Raw genomic sequence first — 18565 nt, forward strand, 5'->3', positions numbered from 1 at the left:
GTCTTCCCGCAACGACGTCGCTGCGTTTTTTTCCCCTGGTCGCTGCGCGTCCATTCCTCGCGGTCCAAGAAAGCCTCGCGCCGCCGTCTTTCACTTCGTTTCAGCCCCTTCGGGATGCAGACCGATCGTCTCCGGCCTCACGACCACCATCGAGGCCGCGATGGGCGCGGCCCGAGAAAACAGAAGGAACCACCACAATGGCAACGATCGGCACATTCTCCCGCACCGCTAACGGCTTCTCCGGCTCGGTCAAGACCCTCAACCTCAACGTCAAGACGGTAACGTTCTCTCCGGCCGACGGCGACAATGAAAAGGGGCCCGACTTCCGCATCTTCGCCGGCGCCACCGAGTTCGGGGCAGCATGGAAGAAGACCTCGCGCGAGGGACGCGACTACCACTCCGTCAAGCTCGACGATCCCAGCTTCCCCGCTCCGATCTATGCGAGCCTGGTCGAGACCGAAACGCAGGGCGAGTTCTCCCTCATCTGGTCTCGCCGCGCCGCCGAGTAAAATCGGCACGAAGCAAAAGAGAAGCCCCGTCCGGCGGACGGGGCTTCGCCATGTTCAGATCCGCCACCGCCCAAAGGATAGTTAGTTCGATTGAGCAGGCTAGGCCTTGGCAGCAATTTTGCGCGGTTTCTTGGCCGGCGACTTCGCGGCCAACGGTTTGGTCGCCGCGGCGGCCACACGAGCAGTCCGTTTCGCTTTGGGCGTCACCGCCGGCGCGGGCTCTGCTGCCTTGCGGCCGAGCCCGATCGCCTTCGCCAGCGCCGAACGGGTGGCAGTGTAGTTCGGCGCCACCATCGGATAGTCGGCAGGCAGGCTCCACTTCTGCCGGTATTCTTCAGGGCTGAGCTTGTAGTGCACGTTGAGGTGTCGCTTGAGGGATTTGAACTTTTTTCCGTCCTCCAGACAGATGATGTAGTCCGGCGTCACCGACTTCCGGATCGATACGGCTGGTTCTGGTTTCACCACGGGTTCGGTCGCAGGCGTTCCGATCCCCTGCAACGCAGCATGAATGTCGCCGATCAGCTTTGGCAGTTCCGCGACCGGCACCGGGTTGTTCGACACATAGGCAGCGACGATATCAGCAGCGATGGAGACGAAATCAGCTTTGTCCTGCTGCTCGTTTGAAACGGTCATGAATCTTTTCCTCTTGGTCATCCGATAGGCAAACGTATTAGCGAAAAGGTCTTCTTCGGCAAACAAGAAAACAAATCGTTAGTCTCGCAACATTGATCGCCGCACTGTGAGATTTCAAGGCCGTGCGCTTCGCTTCCCTTGTTCGGATCGGCAGCGGACGAACCTTGCCCATAGCCTTCAGGGAAGCGTGGGGACTTTCCCTCGCTTCCCCGCCAATGACGTATGTTGCAGAGCAGGACCGCCGGCTCGCAAAGCGGCTGACTGATCACACAACTCTTAAATCAATCCATCCGCTTCGCTCGACCGCGCAGCCCGGCTCCGCGCGACCGCATTGGCCCCCATCACTCCCGCGCGCTCACGCGCCCCCGGAAGGCATGCCGGGGGACATGCCTTCGGCTTTGACGAAAAAGGAGTGAGATCAATGAACATCATCACGAACACCAGCGGCACCAACAACGGCCAACTGCAGTCTGTTGCCAGCGGCTTTCGCGTTGACATCTCGCGCGGCGAGCGCGTCGGTCGCGTTTCGTCGGAATGGTTTTCGCGCCCCGACGATGAGCGCTATCTGTCCCTTACCGACCTCTACGACGCCGTGCGGAAGCGTGCCGACCGCGCCACCGCCCGGACCGTCGAGAGCCGGGCAGTAAGGGTTGAGGCAAGGCGCGAAAATGCGGAAAGGCTTTCGCTCATTGTTCCCGGACAGGACCAGCCGATTGCGCCCACACATTGGAGCTTCGGCCAGTTGTGCAGCCTTGTCGGTGCACCCGCAACCTACATGCGCCAGCTTCCAGCGCCGCTGGCTGGCATCAATCTGCAGCACGGCCTGCTTTCCCATCGCGCCGAGCTTGTAAAAACCCTGGAGGCAGAGGACGGACGCGTCGAGCTTCGCGCCGTCACCGGCCCGGACTATGGCCGCATATGGGATCATGAACTTGTCGCAGCGGTCATGAAAATCGCAGGCAACGGCACCGGCGACACCATGTGGAAGGTGCCGGGAACGCTGGACTGGGCAACCATGATGCATAATCCCCTTGTCGACATCACAAAGGACACCACCACGCTTTACGCCAGCGACCGCGACGTGTTCCTGTTTCTGGTGGACGACACCCGCCCCATCGAAGCGGGGCGCCTGCCGAACGGAGAGCCGGATTTGTATTTTCGCGGGTTCTACTGCTGGAATTCGGAAGTCGGATCAAAAACCCTCGGCATCGCGTCTTTCTACCTTCGCGCGGTCTGCATGAACCGTAACCTTTGGGGTGTTGAAGGTTTTGAAGAAATCAGCATCCGGCATTCGAAGTTTGCCGCCCAGCGTTTTGCCCATGAGGCGGCCCCTGCGTTGACGACTTTCGCCAACTCCTCACCGGCGCCATTCATCACCGGCATCAAAGCCGCACGCGAGAAGATCGTCGCCCGTAGCGATGACGACCGCGAAAGCTTTTTGCGCAGGCGCGGTTTCTCCAAGGCCGAAACCGGCAAGATCATCGAAGCAGTCTTACAAGAGGAAGGCAGGCCACCCGAAAGCATCTTCGATTTCGTGCAGGGCATGACTGCGCATGCCCGCACCAAGTCTCATCAGGACAGTCGCCTTGAACTTGAAGGAAAGGCGAAGGCGTTGCTGGAAAAGGCGATCTGACCGTTCGACATTGCGCGGCCGAAATTCGGCCGCGCAGCTTCATGCCGGAATTTTCAGCCCATCCGCCATCCGGTTCGACGGCGGCGGCCGCGCCTGGTGGGCGGCCGCCGCTCGCCGGGCTGTGCCCGGCTCGCGATACGACTGCGCTCAAATTGGCGGCACGCGACTTTCGATCGTCAGCCGCGACAATTCGATATGTTAGCGATGCTTTGACTTCGCGTTTCGAACCGCGACGACCTCACTCAATATCTCGTGCGGATCGAAGCCGATCGTTTCAGCCAGATCGAGGAATTCGACAACGTCTATTCGTCGACCACCGGATTCGATAGCCGCCACAACCGATTGATATCTGTTAATCGCTTTCGCCAAATCAGCCTGGCTCATGCCGGCTTCCTTTCGCTTATCGACGATCAGTTGGACAAGACGCACATGTCTTGGCGATCGAAGCGTCTTTTGCATGTTGCCGGTCCTTGACGAAGCCGGCAGATCAATTAAATGGAAATCCGGATAACCAGAAAATCTGATAATCTGATCCGAGCATGGATCAGTTGTGAGTTCTTTGAGGTGAATGTCCGTGTCGCCAGCAGATGTCCAAATCAAGATTTGGCAGCACACCGAAGAATGTGTCGGCATACCAGGTTGCCATGCTTAAACCTCTGCTCGATCCCGATGTCGCCGACGTTGCGCCAGACGCCTCCATCCTGACCGGCTACGACGAGGAGCGTCTCCTCACGTACATCCGCCTTCTCGATGCCGCAGCCGACGATGCCGACTGGCGGGAAGTTGCCAGGATAGTTCTACATATCGATCCCGCTAAAGAGCCCGAACGGGCGTTTCGGGCATGGGAAACGCATCTCGCTCGCGCTCGATGGATGACCACCAACGGCTATAGGTATCTCCTGGCAGGCGGTGCACCACACTAGGCACTGTCGAACCTCCAGCTGTGCTGATTCAGCAAAGCGGTTTGCCGACTCTCTGACTACCCAAGCGAACTGTCGTCTCGGAAGCTGATTGCGAAGCTTGCGACCCTGCGCGGGCCTGAGGACCGTTGTCATGTCGCGCAGCGATTGGACTGATCCGGCGGAATACGAGCACATGCGCGGTTATGAAGCCGACGAATTCGCCGCCGAGTATCTGATCCGGAACGATGATTTCGTTGCCGAATGCGACCAGCTGGCGTCATCGGCAATGACGTCGGGAAGCCTCGCCGGCTCACCCGACTTCGCCGCTCGTTGGGGTGCGCGATTTCACAATCTCTGCTGACGAGCGTCTATCACCCAAACACATCGTCTGGACAGAACAGGCCTCGCCCCGGGTTCTTCGCGCGACGAAGTTGGCAGTTTCCGGGGGCTCGTCGCGGCCGGCCGTTCGACTTACTGAACTCAGCACGGCCCATACCTGGGCCGAGACGGAGCAACGTCACGTCATGTGGCCAAGCGCGTCCGAAAAGCACCCCATCCTTGTCGATACGCCAGACAGCGCACACGGCATCGATGCCATTGTGCTGCCGCTCGACGAGAATTTCGAAACGCGGCTCGACGCAGCCCGTAGGTTCTGGCGCGCGCTGAACGGCCGACCGCCCGGCGTCCTCTATGGTGCCCTGCCGCAACAGACGAAGCTGAGGCACATCCTCAATCTGCGCGCCCATGATGCGAGGCGAGCGAAGGCGGCCTACCGTCGGATCGCGGAAGAGTTGCTGTCCCGCGATCCCATAGCTGCGCGCGACTGGCGCGACCATCATCTTCGCCACAAGGTGCGAGCGATCCTGCGACGCGCGGATCGTCTGGTCGCGGGCGGGTATCGCGACCTTCTCCTCTATCCCCAAAGTCGCAACCGAAAACCCGACTGCCGATATTTCGGCAAGGGGTAGCAAAAACGATTCCCCGATCTTTGCCCTCCCTCCCTTTTTCTCAATTCGGCCATCGTCCGTTTCGCGCGTCCCGGCAGGCCAGGACGACAGCAGAACCGAATGGAGATCGAACAATGTCGAAGGGTCCCGCGGACGCGCCCCAAAAATACCTACGGACCAAGGAGGCCGCACCCGTCGTCGGTCTCTGCGCCCGTACACTGGAAAAGCACCGGACCTACGGCACCGGTCCCAAATATCGCAAAGTCGGCGGCCGCGTCCTTTACGACATCGATGACCTGCACGCCTGGATCGAGCTCGGCGCGCGCACGTCGACCAGCGACACCAACGTCACGTACGTTCCACCGGCCAAGCCGCATGCGGCACGCGCGCCGGCCTATGCCGGCAAGTCGCGCTGAGACTTCCAGCTGCGGATATGGACATGCGGCCACCACCCACAAACCTGGAGCCGATCGCGCTGTTTCATGCGCGCTCCGGCACAATGGCACTGCGCGATGCCCAGGACCTGATGGCCTGGCCATTCTTCTCGCTGGCCAAATCGCGCCGCATCAGACCGATCGATTTCCGCATGGGTGAAATTGCCATTCGTGTCGAGGCGACCGTCGAGCACGGAATGGCGACGATATGGGATGCCGACATCCTTATCTGGGCCTCCTCCCAGATCGTCGATGCCCGTGACAAGGGACTGCGGACCTCGCGTATGATGGCAGCGACGCCACACGAAATCCTGACTTTCATCGGTCGCGGCACGTCCGCCCGTGAGTACCTGCTGCTGAAGGGGGCGCTCGACCGACTCCAGTCGACCACAGTCGCTACCTCGATCCGCCAGCCCACCGAGCGGCGCATGCACCGCTTCTCATGGATCAACGAATGGAAGGAACGGGCCGACCATCGCGCTCGACCGCTTGGGATCGAGCTTGTCCTGCCTGACTGGTTCTATGCCGGCATCATGGTCGACGCCTTCGTGCTCACCATCGACCGTGCCTATTTCGACCTGACCGGCGGCATCGAGCGTTGGCTCTATCGCCTAGTCCGCAAGCATGGCGGCCGACAGGCGCATGGCTGGTCGTTCGACCTGCGCCATCTCCACGTAAAATCCGGCAGCCTGTCTGCCTATAAGCGCTTCGCATTCGAGGTTCGCGGCATCGTTCGCCGGCAATCCTTGCCGGGCTATCGGCTCGCGCTTGGTGTGACACAGGCCGGCGAACCTCTGCTCACCTTCAAGGCCTGCCATCCCGACCCTTTCAACCGCTTCGGCAAGGCCAGGGCGGCGGAGGACAAGCTGTGAATCAACTCGTCATTTCAGGAACCCGGCGACACGGGATTTCGGGAACCCGATCCTCGTCATTTCAGGAACCCGATCAGTGCCCAACCCACGGAACCGAAAGACCAATCCGCGCCTCTAACTTATCTAACGTCGAATCCTTCGGATTCTTTCTAACGGGACGCGCGGTTCTGGAAGACTGTGGAAGACTCCTGCAATGGCGTCGTCTGTGCGCATGCAGTGAGATCGATTGCCGGCTCGTCGGCATACCGCATCACTTCAAGACATCAGCCGCCAATTCGCCCGGCTACTTACTGGGACGGAGGGCAGCATGAGCGACCTCACGCATGTCGAACTGCTCTGGCTGAAGAACCGGATAGAGAACTACATCCGCTTCGGCAAGACCGTCGAGAACAGGATCATCGACAAAAGCCGCCGCGTCGTCGCATTCGCGCCTGGCGGCATCTTCGCGTTCGTCCGCTGGACAGCCAACGATTTCGGCACCATCGCCTCGCGCATTGACATTCTGCGCGCCGTCGGTGCCGGCAAGCGGTGCTCGACCGTCGCTTATGTGCGGCCTGGCGCCGATATCCTGCTGACCGTCGTCGGATGGCCGAACGTCGAGCGGGTGCTGCAGGTCATCGACGCTATTGAGGCAATTGGAATCGATCCCGTCGACGCCTCGCCGGAGTACTGGCGTCACGTCCACAGCCGCTTCTCCGCACGTGAGAATCCTCGGCCGTACACACGGCGGCGGCATGAAGCGTGGCTGCTGCGTCGCAGGATCGAACCATGAATGCGCGCGACAAGATCTTTGTGGGAATGCTCGCCGGCGCGACGCTTGCCGTCGCCCCGGCCTTAAGCAGACATCCTCCATGGTTGATCTGGAACGCGTCGGCCAGCGCTCCGATTGGGCTCTATCGCACCGAGCCAGGTCGCGCGCTAGGTGTCGGCGATCTTGCAGTCGTGGTGCCGCCCGAACCGCTGGCCGGCTTCCTTGCAGACCGCGGATATCTGCCGCGCGGCATACCGCTCCTGAAGCACGTTCTGGCACTTGGTGGTGAGTCCGTCTGCGGCCAAGGGACGGCTATCGTCGCGCATGGCAGGACCTATGGATATGCGCGTGAGCGCGACAGTAGAGGTCGACCGCTACCCATCTGGAAGGGCTGCCGTATGCTTGTCGACGGCGAAGTGTTCCTCATGAACTGGGGTGCCGCCGACAGTTTTGACAGCCGCTATTTCGGCCCGCTTCCAGACACCACCGTCGTCGGCCGCGCGGTCCCCATATTGACCACGGATCGCACATCTCCGGCACCGGATGCCTTCGGCGAACCGGTTCCCCACGGTTTCTGACAGCTCACTCACTTGCAACGAGAGGACAATGGCATGGCACAAATCGGCATCTTCACCCGCAACGATGACGGCTACTTCGGCAACATCTGCACGCTCACGATCGATGCCAAGCTTTGCATCCTGCCCGCGGAGAAATCGGACGCCGAGAACGCGCCGGAACACCGCATCTACTGCGACGGCGTCGAAATCGGCGCGGCGTGGGATCGCACCAGTGAGAAGGCTGGCGCCTACCTCTCGGTGCTCATCGACGATCCGGCCTTCACCGGGCCAATCCGCGCCAACCTGTTCCAGGTTGCCACCGAAAAGGACGTCTGGAACCTGCATTGGACCCGGTCCTCCAAGCGCGAAGAACGAGCCTGAGTTTGATGCGTCGATCGCGCGTCACCGATCTTGCCCAGGCAAACCCTTTGATCGATCGGGCGCCGGTCAAACCCTTCGACCCGATCGCCGATCAGGCGGCCGTCGCGTGCAGCGGAGGTCAAGGGCGGCCGGGCGCTTCTCCATCGATCCATGCGCTGCTTGCGCTGCCACCTATGGGGAGTAGGTCCGGCCGGCGAAGCCTTGCCCTTGACGGAAGCGAGCACGGCGGCAGGCTGTCGGCGTGTTGGGACGGTGGTGCGCGCGTTACCGTTCGCCGGTGCATTGCGATGCTCTCGGTATGCACGTTGCTTATGCTTGGCTCTGCCGTCGACGCAGCGGAATTACCGCCGCGAGCGATGCTAAAACCTTGCGCCTGGGCAGCGATCGTGACGAACGGCGACTGGTCCGGTTACGTCTGCGAGGCTGCCAAACGTTTTGACCTTCCCGAGCGCTTGATCCGCGCCGTGATGCATGTCGAGAGCGGCGGGGATGTCCGCGCCGTCTCGTCCGAAGGCGCAATGGGCTTGATGCAGGTCATGCCCACCACGTGGGAAGAGCTGCGCATCAAACACAATCTCGGCAAAGATCCATTCGCGCCCCGTGACAACATCCTGGCCGGAGCGGCCTATCTCCGCGAGATGCTTGATCGGTTCGGTTCGAAGGGGTTTCTCGCCGCCTATAATGCCGGCCCACAACGCTTTGAGAAGCATCTTTCCAAGGGGCGGCCGCTACCCCGGGAGACGATCGACTACGTCTCGAAGATTATGCCGCTGATCAACGGAGCCGTCGAGATTCGGCCCCACTCGCGGGGACTGAGAAGCAAGTCGAGCGCAGATCGGCCGCAGCTTTTTGACCGCGGCGCTACTGCGATGAATGAAGCCGTTTCGCGCGGCAGCGGAGGCGTCGATCGCATCGACCAGACTGTATTCGCGGAAATTCGTTCAGCCGACATGCCGTCTCGGATCGACACTGCGGTGAACGATCTGACGGCGCTTGAACCGACTCCGGCTACTGCGTCCGAGGGTTCTTATCCCATGCCAAAGCCGGCTGCGAACAACCTCTTCATCCCCCGACCTCTCGGTGCATCGCGATGATCACCGGATTTGTCGCAAATCGCACGCTGGCCTGTTCCGTCGCGGGTTTGGCGGCGGGAGGGCAGGTCACCGGGGAAGTCGGGGAGGGATGGCGAGATAAAAGGCCGCGAGGTGCGGCTGATGGCGGTCGTGGTTTTTCAGCGGCTTACAAGCCGATTGCGCGATGTGCGCAACATCGGCGCACATCGCGGCTTCGTGGCTTCGACAATGATTTCCATAGCTTGATGCGATGTGCGGCGGTGCTGCGATGAAAAGCGGGGACGATTTACGCATCCGGCCGGGCCGCATCCGCTCGACTAGCGCCCAGCAGTCCAGGCCCTTCATCGTCCAGGCGCTCGCCGTGGCCCAGAAGGCCGGCGGCCACGTTTCCCGATCCGGCAGGATTACATCCGGCAACCACTCGCGCTTCGGCCGAGGCCAGCGCGCCAGCGTGCAAGCCAACCGCCTGCTGACCAGTCACTCCCGGATTACCATCATCAAGTCTCGCGTGGTCCGGCAGTCGGCTCGATCGGCACCGCTATCCGCGCACCTCAATTATCTCCGCCGCGAGGGCGTGACCCATGACGGGGAGAAGGCGCGACTGTTCGGGCCTGAGGCCGACAATGCCGATCGCAAAGACTTTGCCGAGCGCTGCAAGGATGACCGGCATCACTTCCGCTTCATCGTCTCGCCCGAGGACGCGGTGGAGATGGGCGACCTCAAGACATTCACCCGCGAGCTGATGGGCCAGGTAGAGAAGGACCTCGGCACCAGGCTTGACTGGGTCGGCGTCGCTCACTGGAACACGGACAACCCGCATGTCCATATCATCCTGCGCGGACGGACCGACGACGGCCAGGACCTCGTCATCTCTCGCGACTATATCAGGCAAGGAATGCGCGACCGGGCGCAGGATCTCATCACGCAGGAACTGGGGCCGCGCACCGATCACGAGATCCGTCGCAATCTCGAACGGCAGATCGAAGCGGAACGCTGGACCACTCTCGACCGCCAGCTTGCGCGCGACGGCTATCGCACCGGCGTCATCGACATGGCGCCGCGTCCCGATCGCCAGCCAGACCAGTTCCATGCGATGAAAGTCGGGCGGCTCCACAAACTAGAAACCCTCGGCCTCGCCGATCAGGTCGGCCCCGGCCAATGGGTCATTTCGGAGAATGCCGAAGCGACGCTGCGCGAACTCGGCGAGCGCGGCGATATCATCAAGCGCATCCATCGCGGCCTGACAGAACGCGGAATCGAGCGCGGGGCAGCGAACTATGTGTTGGCTGGCGAAAGTCTGGATGAGACCATCGTCGGCCGCCTGGTCGATCGCGGCCTCGACGATGAGTTGAAGGGTACGGCCTATGCCGTCGTCGACGGCACGGACGGACGCACCCATCACATCAGGCTGCCCGACCTCGAAGCCGCCGGCGACAGCGCACCAGGCTCGCTTGTCGAGCTTCGCAAATTCGACGATGCGCAGGGTCGCCGCCGGGTGGCACTTGCGATCCGCTCCGACCTCGACATCGAACGGCAGGTCACCGCGACCGGGGCCACCTGGCTCGACCGTCAGGCGATCGCGCGCGAGCCGGTGGCTCTCGGCGGAGGCGGCTTCGGCACCGAGGTGCGCGCGGCCATGAACCGCCGCGCCGAGCACCTGGTCGAACAAGGTTTTGCCGAACGGCAGGGCGGCAGCGTGATTTTCACCCGAAACCTGATCGACACCCTGCGCAGGCGCGAGATCGAGGCGCTGGGCGAAAAGCTCGCCGGCGAGACCGGACGATCCTTCAACCAATACGCGAGCGGCGAACATGTGGCCGGGAACTACCGCCAGCGTTTCGCGCTCGCCTCAGGTCGCTTCGCCATGATCGACGACGGGCTCGGCTTCCAGCTCGTGCCCTGGTCGCCGTCACTGGAAAAGCAGCTCGGCCAGCATGTCTCCGGCGTGACGCGCAAGGATGGTGGCATCGACTGGAGTTTTGGCCGCAAACGCGGGCTCGGCTTGTGATCCCGTCCTCGTTATGAAGAAAGGAGCGCGGCCATGTCTAACAAGGCTTTGGCGCGGCTGATCTTCATTGATGAGACGTCGACCAACACCAAGCTGACCAAACGCACCGGCTGGGCGCCGAAGGGCGAGCGCTTCAGGACGCATGCGCCATTCGGCAAATGGCAGACGCAGACCTTCATTGCCGGGCTGCGATGCCATGGTTTGGTCGCGCCGTGGATCGTCAACGCACCGATGAATGCCGCCATCTTCGAACACTACGTCGAGACCCAACTTGCCCCCGAACTGTCACCCGGCGATGTCGTCATTCTCGACAATGGCGGCTTCCACAAGAACGAACGCGCCGCGCAACTGGTTCGCCAAAGGGGCGCCTGGATGCTGTTCCTGCCGCCATACTCACCTGATCTCAACCCGATCGAGATGGCCTACTCAAAACTCAAGGCGCGGCTGCGAAAGAAGGCAGCCAGAACCTTCGACGCGCTCTGCCAGGCTCTCGGCGATATCTGCAATTTGTTCGAGCCAGCCGAATGCAGAAACTTCTTCAAAGCTGCCGGATATGAGGCCAATTAATCGCGACACGCTTTATCATCTCGCCTGGGAGCCGCCGTTCTGCTGTCGGCCCCACTCACGGCATCAGCACGGTCGACGTAAATGTCCGTCTCTGGCGCTAGCGCCACCTTCACGCAAAACACTGCAGGCGCTTCCCGCCCCGCCATGCGGGACGCCTTCAGCGAGGCGCATTTGGTCGCCCCGGCGAATCAATCGTTTTGAGTGGGACAACAATTGAAAAGCATCGGAACAGATTTGAATGCTGCGTGGTCCCACCGCGTTCTAACTGGTTGATCAAGCTCGTTTTCCATACATCCTCGGGCCCACCATGTTTTTCTGCGGAACGCGGCTCGGTGTTCGCAATCGCCATGATTAGTGAATGTCGGTTTCGGTGGTTCACCTGCCCCCCCAAGACAATGCGACATCCCACGAATACACATCAGCGCTGCGGACTGCCCATCAAAAACGCCGTACTAATTGCCGTACTAATTCACTAAAAAGTACGGCGGCAATTTGCTAAACTCCTGAAAACGTTGGTGATCCCGACAGGAATCGAACCTGTGACCTACAGATTAGGAATCTGCCGCTCTATCCTACTGAGCTACGGGACCACGCGGCCCGACACATAAACGCTTCGGGCCGGTTCGCCAAGAGGCATGCTGTCCTCCCCTTGGGCTGTAACTCATCTCGGCGGGCCGGGCGGGCCAAGCCGTTTTGGCAGGACGCTCGCCGCCTTCGCCTGCGTGCGCTCAGGTGGCGAGCGCGGTCTCGGCCAGCTTCACCCAATAGCTCATGCCGTGCGGGATGACCTCGTCGTTGAAGTCGTAGGCCGGGTGATGCAGGCCGGCGGAGTCGCCGTTGCCGATGAAGATGAAGGCGCCGGGGCGGGCTTCCAGCATATAGGAAAAATCCTCGCCGCCCATCACCGGCTGGATGGCGCGGTGAACGTGGCTGTCGCCGGCGATGTCGGCGGCGATGTCGCCCGCAAACACGGTTTCCTCGGCATGGTTGAAGGTGACAGGGTAATTGGCGTCGTAATCGACCTCGATGGTGGCGCCGAAGGCGGAGGCGAGCCCGGCGCAGAGTGCGCGAATGCGCTCTTCCGATTTCTTGGCCACTTCTTTCTTCAGCGTGCGCACGGTGCCGGCGATCTCGGCGCTTTCGGGGATGACGTTATAGGCGTCGCCGGCGTGGAACTTCGTCACCGACACCACCACGGATTCGACCGGATCGGTGTTGCGCGAGGCAATGGTTTGCAGCGCGCCGACCAACTGGCTGGCGATGACGATCGGGTCGATCGTGCCGTGCGGCATCGCGGCATGGCCGCCGCGGCCCTTGACGGTGATGGTGAATTCGGCGGTCGCGGCCATGATCGGGCCCGGCTTGATGGCGAACTGGCCGACCGGCAGGCCCGGCATATTGTGCATGCCGAACACTTTTTCGATGTCGAAGCGCTCCATCATGCCGTCCTTGACCATTTCGTTGCCGCCGCCGCCGCCTTCCTCTGCTGGCTGGAAGATCACCGCCACGGTGCCGGCGAAATTGCGCGTCTCGGCCAGATATTTGGCGGCGCCCAAGAGCATGGCGGTGTGGCCGTCATGGCCGCAGGCATGCATCTTGCCGCGCACGGTCGAGGCCCACGGCTTGCCGGTGATCTCGTCGATCGGCAGCGCGTCCATGTCGGCGCGCAGCCCGATGGTCGGGCCATCGCCCTTGCGGCCGCGGATGATGCCGACGACGCCGGTCTTGCCCAGTCCCGTCACCACTTCGTCGCAGCCGAAGGCCGTCAGCTTCTCGGTGACGAAACCGGCAGTCTGGAAAACGTCGAAATTCAGCTCCGGTGTCTGGTGCAGATGTCGTCGCCAGCCGGCAACTTCTTCCTGCATTTGCGCGGCGCGGTTCAGAATCGGCATGGTCGGTCCATCTCTTGGTTGACTGGCGGCAGTCGGGTTCAGAGCCACTGCTCAGCAATTGTGAATATATGGCACTTTGCCATTTTGGCGTCACATAGGGTAAATAGCACCGCAACAATGCGGCCCGGGGTCGAGGGCCGGGTCGCATTATGCTGGCGATGGGTAACGAAATCTTACGGAGCCAGCGGCAATCACGGCAAGAGGCGATTTCGGATTTGATCATGCGGCAAAGGCATTTCCTCAACCTGTTGCTGGCAGGCGCGCTGGCGCTTCCGGTGCTTGCCGGCACGGCGCGCGCCAATCCGGTCGTGCTTTTCGACCTCAAGAGCGGCACTGTGCTGGAGCACCAGGACGCGTTCAAGCGTTGGTATCCGGCCTCGCTCAGCAAGCTGATGACGGCCTATGTCGCCTTCCGCGCGATCCAGGCCGGCGAGGTGGCGCTCGATTCGCCGATCAAGGTGACGAAGCACTCGGCCGGCGAGCCGCCGAGCAAGATGGGCTTCAAGCCGGGTTCGGTGATGCGGCTCGACAATGCGCTGAAGATGATGCTGGTCAAGTCGGCCAACGACATAGCCATGGCAGTCGGCGAGAATATCGGCGGGTCGCAGGCCGCGTTCGCCGATCGCATGAACGCCGAGGCGGCCCGGCTCGGCATGGTGGGCACGCATTTCGTCAACCCGAACGGGCTCTATTCGCCGGAACAGTATACGACCGCGCGCGACCTTGCCGTGCTGGTGACGGCGTTGCGCAATGATTTTCCGCAATATGCCCCGTGGTTCTCGATCGAAGGCCTTGCCGTCGGCAAGAAGGCGCTCCCGAACTACAATCTCCTGATCGGCCGCTATCCGGGCGCCGACGGTATGAAGACCGGCTTCGTCTGCCCGTCCGGCTTCAACATGATCGGCTCGGCGACGCGCAACGGGCGCACGCTGGTCGCCGTGGTGCTTGGCGAGAAATCGGCGATCAGCCGCGCCGAAGCGGCGGCAAAGCTGCTCGACCAGGGTTTTGATAAACCGGCGGCGGGTTCGACCACGCTGGCCGCTCTCAAGCCCTATGGCGACACGCTGTCACCCAACGACATGCATGACGAGATCTGCGCGAAAAAGCCGAAGGCGGAGCAATCGGAGGCGGCGCCCGAGGTTGCCGCCAAGAATAAACCGAAATCGCCCTATCAGGTGAAGCTCGCCCATCCCACGCTCATCGCAGTCGGCCTCGGCGGCGCAACGGGACCCGCGCCGAAGGCCTTCGTCGACCAGACCGATCAGAACTATGCCGATGTGCCGCTGCCGGTCTGGCGGCCGGACAGGCCGGCGCCGCCCGGCGCCGAGCCGCTGGCGACCGCCGCTGCCGGAGCGCAGGGCGACCAGCCCGTCAAAGCTGCCAACTAGGCAAACCAATGAGCGGCTTTCCCATCCCTGTTTCGGTGCTCACCGGCTTTCTCGGCGCCGGCAAGACGACGTTGCTCAATCGGCTGCTCAAGGATCCGGCGCTTGCCGATACGGCGGTGATCATCAACGAGTTCGGCGAGGTGGCGATCGACCATCTGCTGGTGGAGCAGGCTTCTGACGGCATCATCCAGCTTTCCGACGGCTGCCTCTGCTGCACGGTACGCGGCGACCTGGTCGATACGCTCGCCGATCTGGTCGACCGGCTGCAGACCGGCCGTATCGCGAAATTGGCCCGTGTCGTCGTCGAGACGACGGGCTTGGCCGATCCGGCACCGGTGCTGCAGTCGATCATGGCGCATCCGGCGCTGGTGCAGGCGTTCCGGCTTGACGGCGTCATCACGCTGGTCGACGCCGTCAACGGCGAGGCGACGCTGGACGCCCATGTCGAGGCGGTGAAACAGGCCGCGGTGGCCGACCGCGTCGTGCTGACCAAGACCGACCTTGTGGACGCGGCCGCAGTCGAGGCGTTGCGGGCAAGGCTCAAACAGATCAATCCGGGCGCCGTCGTGCTCGATGTCGAGGAGGCCGGCGCAGCGGCGCTGTTCAATTGTGGCCTCTATGATCCTGAAACCAAGTCCGCCGACGTGCGGCGCTGGCTTGGCGAAGAGGCGGCGCACGACCATGATCACGACCATCACCACCATGACGGCGACCATGATCGCCACCACCATCATGAGCATCGCCACGACACGCGCGTGCGCTCGCACTCGCTTGTCCATGACGGCCCGGTGCCGTTCTCGGCGATCGAGATGTTCCTCGACCTCCTGCGCTCGACGCATGGCGAGAAACTCCTGCGCATGAAGGGCGTCATCGAACTCGCGGAGGATCCCTCGCGGCCGCTGGTCATCCACGGCGTGCAGAAGATCCTGCATCCGCCGGCGAGACTGCCAGCCTGGCCCGACGGCCAGCGCGGAACCAGGCTGGTGCTGATCACGCTCGACATGCCTCAGGACTATATCCAGCGGCTGTTCGCGGCCTTCACCAACAAGCCGTCGATCGACACGCCGGACCGCGCAGCGCTGGAAGCCAATCCGCTCGCGATTGCCGGGCTTTAAGCTGAAGCAAGCAGGTCAGCCGCGTTGCCGCGCTCGACCAGGAAACGGTGGCCGCCAGTGACGGCCGTCGTCTCGAGCAGCTGGTGGCCGGCATCGGCGCAGAAGGCCGGGATGTCGATCACCGCCAGCGGATCGGTGGTTTCGAGCCACAGCCGGGCGCCGGGTCGCATCGCGGCCAGCCGCTTGCGGGCCTTCAGCACCGGCAACGGACAGTTCAGTCCCTTGAGATCGTAGATGGCGGGCGGCTTTGCCAAGCGGAAGTCTCAGCCGCCGAACATGCCGAGAAGCTTCTTCTTCAGCTTCGACACGGTGCCCTGGTCGGCGTCGGCGGCGGCCTGCGTTTCCTGCGCCGGCTGGGCGGGCGCGTCTTCGACGCCAGCGGTGACGACCGGCTGCTGCGCCGCCTGCTTGGCGGCCTCCTTCTCGGCCAGCGCCTGCGCCCTTGCCTGTGCCTTGGCGGCCTTGGCCGCCTCGATCGCGGCCAGGCGCTGCTCTTCGGCCTTGCGCTTGGCTTCCTTTTCCGCGTCGGCTGCCGCCATCTTGCGGCCGAGCGGGGAATCGATGCGGCCCATGCGGGTCGTTTCCGTCACCGAGCCGTCGGCGTTCATCGACGGCGGGTCGATCGGCACGCGCTCGCCGCGGGCGCGGCGCTTCGACCAGTCGGAAACGATGCTCGCTTCCTTGATGCCGGCAATCGTCGGCTTCGGCGGCGGCGTGCTGGAATTGACGGCTGCTTTGAAGGCCACGTCATAACGCTTCTCGTAGTCGGCGTAGGCCGTTTTCAACGAGTCAGGCTGCATGGTCGCGGGGCAGGGGCCGGTCGGGTCGAAGGTCGTGCCTTCCGGCGCCACCTGGTTGAAGACGTAGCGCTTCTCGCAGACGTCGACCTTCGGCGGCACCTTGGTGATCTCGAAGTTGTCGTAGCCGACCTTCAGCATCTTCCAGAACTCGTAGTTCGGGTCGTTGCGGTAGCGCGCCATGTTGGCGGCGGTCATGCGGAACGGAAAGGCCTGGATCTGGAACTCGGTCTGGCCGCCCTGGAAGGCGTCGCGGCCGAAGGCATAGATCTGCTCAATCTGGGCATCGGTCATCGAATAGCAGCCGGACGACGAGCAGGCGCCATGAACCATCAGGTTCTGGCCGGTGCGGCCATTAGCGCGGTCATAGGCGTTGGGAAAGCCAATGTTGAAGGACAGATGGTAGCTTGAGCGCGGATTCATCTGCGAGGGACGCACCGTGTAGAAACCTTCCGGCGCCTGGCGGTCGCCCTCGGTGTATTTGGGGCCGAGCTTTCCCGACCATTTGCAGATGTCGTAGGTGGCGACAAGATCGTAACGGCCATTGGTCTTGGCCTTCCAGATCTCGAGCTTGCCCTCCTCCTTGAAGATGCGCGCCATCACCGAGGAGGTGCGTACCATGCCCTTGGCCCTCATGTCGGCGAGGATCTTATCGGGCAACGGCTTGTTGGCCTCGGGCGCGAAGTCCTTCATCGACGAATCATTGCAGCCGGCGATGCCGATAGCGGCGATCAGGATTCCGGTGCGGGCAAGCTTGGCAAACATCGATACGGCTACGTCTCTTCTCTCGGGCCAACGGCTGTCGGCATGGCCAGGCCCAAAGGCTGAACACCAGTGGACCGTAAGCCCGTTAACCTTGAAAATTCCTTACCGCAAGCTTTGGCAAACCCCTCACGGCGATTTCCATTGAGCCGAATCCGGAGGCATTTTTGTGGCGGAATTGCTTATTCCGGCCACAGTTGAACGTCTTGCCGGACTTGAGAGGTCAGAGGCTGCGGCCCATCGCCAGGTATTTCTCGCGGCGCTGCTCGCGGAAATCGGTGTTGGCGCCGGCGAAATCCTTCATCGTCCTGGCGATGAGGTCGCCGGTCGAGGCAATCACCGTTTCCGGCGCGCGCTGGGCGCCGCCCATCGGCTCGGGAATGATGGCGTCGATGATCTTCATCTCGAGAAGATCCTGCGCGGTGATCTTCATGTTGGTCGCCGCGTCCTTCGAGCGCGTGGTGTCGCGCCACAGGATCGAGGCCGCGCCTTCGGGCGAGATCACCGAGTAGATGGCATGCTCCAGCATATAGACGCGATTGGCGGTGGCGATCGCGATGGCGCCGCCGGAGCCGCCTTCGCCGATGACCACCGAGATCGACGGCACCTTCAGCGAAAGACAGGCCGAGGTCGAACGCGCGATCGCTTCGGCCTGGCCGCGCTCCTCGGCGCCGACGCCGGGATAGGCGCCGGCGGTGTCTACCAGCGTCAAAAGCGGGATCTGGAAGCGGTCGGCCAATTCCATCAGGCGCACCGCCTTGCGATAGCCTTCCGGCCGGACCGAGCCGAAATTGTGCTTGATACGGCTTGCGGTGTCCGAGCCCTTTTCCTGGCCGATGATCGCTACCGGCTCGCCGCGAAAACGCGCGAAGCCGCCGACGATCGCCTGGTCGTCACCGAAATTGCGGTCGCCGGCCAAAGGCGTGAAATCGGTGAACAGCCCTTTGATGTAGTCGACACAATGCGGGCGGTCGGGATGGCGCGCGACCTGCACCTTCTGCCAAGGCGTGAGCGCCTTGTAGAGGTCGCGCAAAGCGTCGCGCGAGCGCTTTTCCAGCCTGCTGATCTCTTCGCCGACATCGACCGCCTCGCCGTTCTCGGCAAGCTTCTTCAGCTCAAGGATCTTGAGCTCCAGATCCTGCACCGGCTTTTCAAAGTCGAGGTAGTTGTACATGCTTGAGCGGACCGATCCGTCGGAAGGCAAATGGCTGGCGGAACCGCTGAAATGCCGGCTCCGGGCGGTGGAACGTCGCCCTCACATAGCGATATGAGGCCTAGTCGGCAAGCGGGTGATGATCGTTGACCAGCCGCACCAGCCGCTCCTCCAGCACATGGGTGTAGATC

20 protein-coding genes, 1 tRNA gene and 1 pseudogene are annotated in these 18565 nt (G+C 62.4%); 15 read left to right on the forward strand and 7 right to left on the reverse strand.

The window, feature by feature from the left end; translation table 11 throughout:
* Window positions 1-197: 197 nt before the first annotated feature.
* Window positions 198-509 carry a DUF736 domain-containing protein gene (locus tag FJ423_RS16575; protein WP_140843136.1) on the forward strand — a complete coding sequence of 104 codons (312 nt, stop codon included), beginning with the start codon at window positions 198-200 and terminating at the stop codon, window positions 507-509.
* Window positions 510-608: 99 nt separating this feature from the next.
* Here FJ423_RS16575 and FJ423_RS16580 read toward each other — a convergent pair whose 3' ends face one another.
* On the reverse strand, window positions 609-1142 hold the full coding sequence (locus tag FJ423_RS16580; protein ID WP_140843138.1) for a MucR family transcriptional regulator: 534 nt from the start codon (window positions 1140-1142) through the stop codon (window positions 609-611).
* Window positions 1143-1563: 421 nt separating this feature from the next.
* Here FJ423_RS16580 and FJ423_RS16585 point away from each other — a divergent pair, with 421 nt between their 5' ends.
* On the forward strand, window positions 1564-2775 hold the full coding sequence (locus FJ423_RS16585; RefSeq protein ID WP_140843140.1) for a DUF932 domain-containing protein: 1212 nt from the start codon (window positions 1564-1566) through the stop codon (window positions 2773-2775).
* 198 nt (window positions 2776-2973) lie between these two features.
* Here the strand turns inward: FJ423_RS16585 and FJ423_RS16590 are convergent, their stop codons facing one another.
* Complete coding sequence (locus tag FJ423_RS16590; protein ID WP_140843142.1) at window positions 2974-3234, reverse strand: helix-turn-helix transcriptional regulator; 261 nt, start codon at window positions 3232-3234, stop codon at window positions 2974-2976.
* A 185-nt stretch (window positions 3235-3419) separates the two neighbouring features.
* Here FJ423_RS16590 and FJ423_RS16595 point away from each other — a divergent pair, with 185 nt between their 5' ends.
* The 11 genes and pseudogenes from FJ423_RS16595 to FJ423_RS16645 form a co-directional block, all read left to right on the forward strand.
* Window positions 3420-3698 (forward strand): DUF2285 domain-containing protein, encoded by a 279-nt coding sequence (locus tag FJ423_RS16595; RefSeq protein WP_140843182.1) that lies wholly within the window; start codon window positions 3420-3422, stop codon window positions 3696-3698.
* A 130-nt stretch (window positions 3699-3828) separates the two neighbouring features.
* The gene (locus FJ423_RS16600; RefSeq protein ID WP_140843144.1) at window positions 3829-4038 is read left to right on the forward strand and encodes a DUF6499 domain-containing protein; all 210 of its coding nucleotides are present in this window, start codon (window positions 3829-3831) and stop codon (window positions 4036-4038) included.
* A gap of 70 nt (window positions 4039-4108) precedes the next feature.
* The gene (locus FJ423_RS16605; RefSeq protein WP_140843146.1) at window positions 4109-4645 is read left to right on the forward strand and encodes a DUF2285 domain-containing protein; all 537 of its coding nucleotides are present in this window, start codon (window positions 4109-4111) and stop codon (window positions 4643-4645) included.
* A 113-nt stretch (window positions 4646-4758) separates the two neighbouring features.
* Complete coding sequence (locus FJ423_RS16610; protein ID WP_140843148.1) at window positions 4759-5040, forward strand: helix-turn-helix domain-containing protein; 282 nt, start codon at window positions 4759-4761, stop codon at window positions 5038-5040.
* Between the two features lie 23 nt (window positions 5041-5063).
* Window positions 5064-5930, forward strand: coding sequence for a replication initiator protein A (locus FJ423_RS16615; RefSeq protein WP_246680178.1), 867 nt, complete (start codon window positions 5064-5066; stop codon window positions 5928-5930).
* A 307-nt stretch (window positions 5931-6237) separates the two neighbouring features.
* Window positions 6238-6702, forward strand: coding sequence for a DUF2840 domain-containing protein (locus FJ423_RS16620; protein ID WP_140843152.1), 465 nt, complete (start codon window positions 6238-6240; stop codon window positions 6700-6702).
* A complete protein-coding gene (locus FJ423_RS16625; RefSeq protein ID WP_140843154.1) occupies window positions 6699-7259 on the forward strand; it encodes a S26 family signal peptidase in 561 nt (186 codons plus the stop codon). Before FJ423_RS16620 ends, FJ423_RS16625 begins: the two co-directional genes overlap by 4 nt.
* A 33-nt stretch (window positions 7260-7292) precedes the next feature.
* Window positions 7293-7619, forward strand: a complete 327-nt coding sequence (locus FJ423_RS16630; protein ID WP_140843156.1) for a DUF736 domain-containing protein — start codon at window positions 7293-7295, stop codon at window positions 7617-7619.
* Window positions 7620-8005: 386 nt separating this feature from the next.
* Window positions 8006-8713, forward strand: a complete 708-nt coding sequence (locus FJ423_RS16635) for a lytic transglycosylase domain-containing protein (RefSeq protein WP_246680179.1) — start codon at window positions 8006-8008, stop codon at window positions 8711-8713.
* A 247-nt stretch (window positions 8714-8960) separates the two neighbouring features.
* On the forward strand, window positions 8961-10700 hold the full coding sequence (locus tag FJ423_RS16640; RefSeq protein ID WP_140843158.1) for a VirD2 family relaxase/mobilization nuclease: 1740 nt from the start codon (window positions 8961-8963) through the stop codon (window positions 10698-10700).
* A gap of 39 nt (window positions 10701-10739) precedes the next feature.
* Window positions 10740-11267: pseudogene (locus tag FJ423_RS16645) on the forward strand (IS630 family transposase); the annotation flags it as partial.
* Window positions 11268-11780: 513 nt separating this feature from the next.
* On the opposite strand, the gene FJ423_RS16650 reads toward FJ423_RS16645, so the two are convergent.
* Together FJ423_RS16650 and FJ423_RS16655 are read right to left on the reverse strand one after the other, a co-directional pair.
* A tRNA-Arg gene (locus FJ423_RS16650) sits at window positions 11781-11857 on the reverse strand.
* 138 nt (window positions 11858-11995) lie between these two features.
* Window positions 11996-13159 carry a M20 aminoacylase family protein gene (locus tag FJ423_RS16655; RefSeq protein ID WP_140843160.1) on the reverse strand — a complete coding sequence of 388 codons (1164 nt, stop codon included), beginning with the start codon at window positions 13157-13159 and terminating at the stop codon, window positions 11996-11998.
* Window positions 13160-13380: 221 nt separating this feature from the next.
* On the opposite strand from FJ423_RS16655, the gene FJ423_RS16660 reads away from it, so the two are divergent.
* Both FJ423_RS16660 and FJ423_RS16665 read left to right on the forward strand, forming a co-directional pair.
* Complete coding sequence (locus FJ423_RS16660; protein ID WP_140843162.1) at window positions 13381-14547, forward strand: D-alanyl-D-alanine carboxypeptidase family protein; 1167 nt, start codon at window positions 13381-13383, stop codon at window positions 14545-14547.
* Between the two features lie 8 nt (window positions 14548-14555).
* Window positions 14556-15662 (forward strand): GTP-binding protein, encoded by a 1107-nt coding sequence (locus FJ423_RS16665; RefSeq protein ID WP_140843164.1) that lies wholly within the window; start codon window positions 14556-14558, stop codon window positions 15660-15662.
* On the opposite strand, the gene FJ423_RS16670 is transcribed toward FJ423_RS16665, so the two are convergent.
* From FJ423_RS16670 to FJ423_RS16680, 3 genes are all read right to left on the reverse strand, one after another.
* On the reverse strand, window positions 15659-15916 hold the full coding sequence (locus tag FJ423_RS16670) for a sulfurtransferase TusA family protein (protein WP_140843167.1): 258 nt from the start codon (window positions 15914-15916) through the stop codon (window positions 15659-15661). The genes FJ423_RS16665 and FJ423_RS16670 overlap by 4 nt on opposite strands.
* 9 nt (window positions 15917-15925) lie before the next feature.
* Window positions 15926-17224: a murein L,D-transpeptidase family protein gene (locus FJ423_RS16675; protein WP_140843169.1), complete on the reverse strand. Its 1299-nt coding sequence runs from the start codon at window positions 17222-17224 to the stop codon at window positions 15926-15928.
* Window positions 17225-17444: 220 nt separating this feature from the next.
* Complete coding sequence (locus FJ423_RS16680; RefSeq protein WP_140843171.1) at window positions 17445-18395, reverse strand: acetyl-CoA carboxylase carboxyltransferase subunit alpha; 951 nt, start codon at window positions 18393-18395, stop codon at window positions 17445-17447.
* Between the last annotated feature and the right edge of the window lie 170 nt (window positions 18396-18565).

Source organism: Mesorhizobium sp. B2-8-9 (assembly GCF_006439475.1).
Lineage (GTDB): Bacteria > Pseudomonadota > Alphaproteobacteria > Rhizobiales > Rhizobiaceae > Mesorhizobium.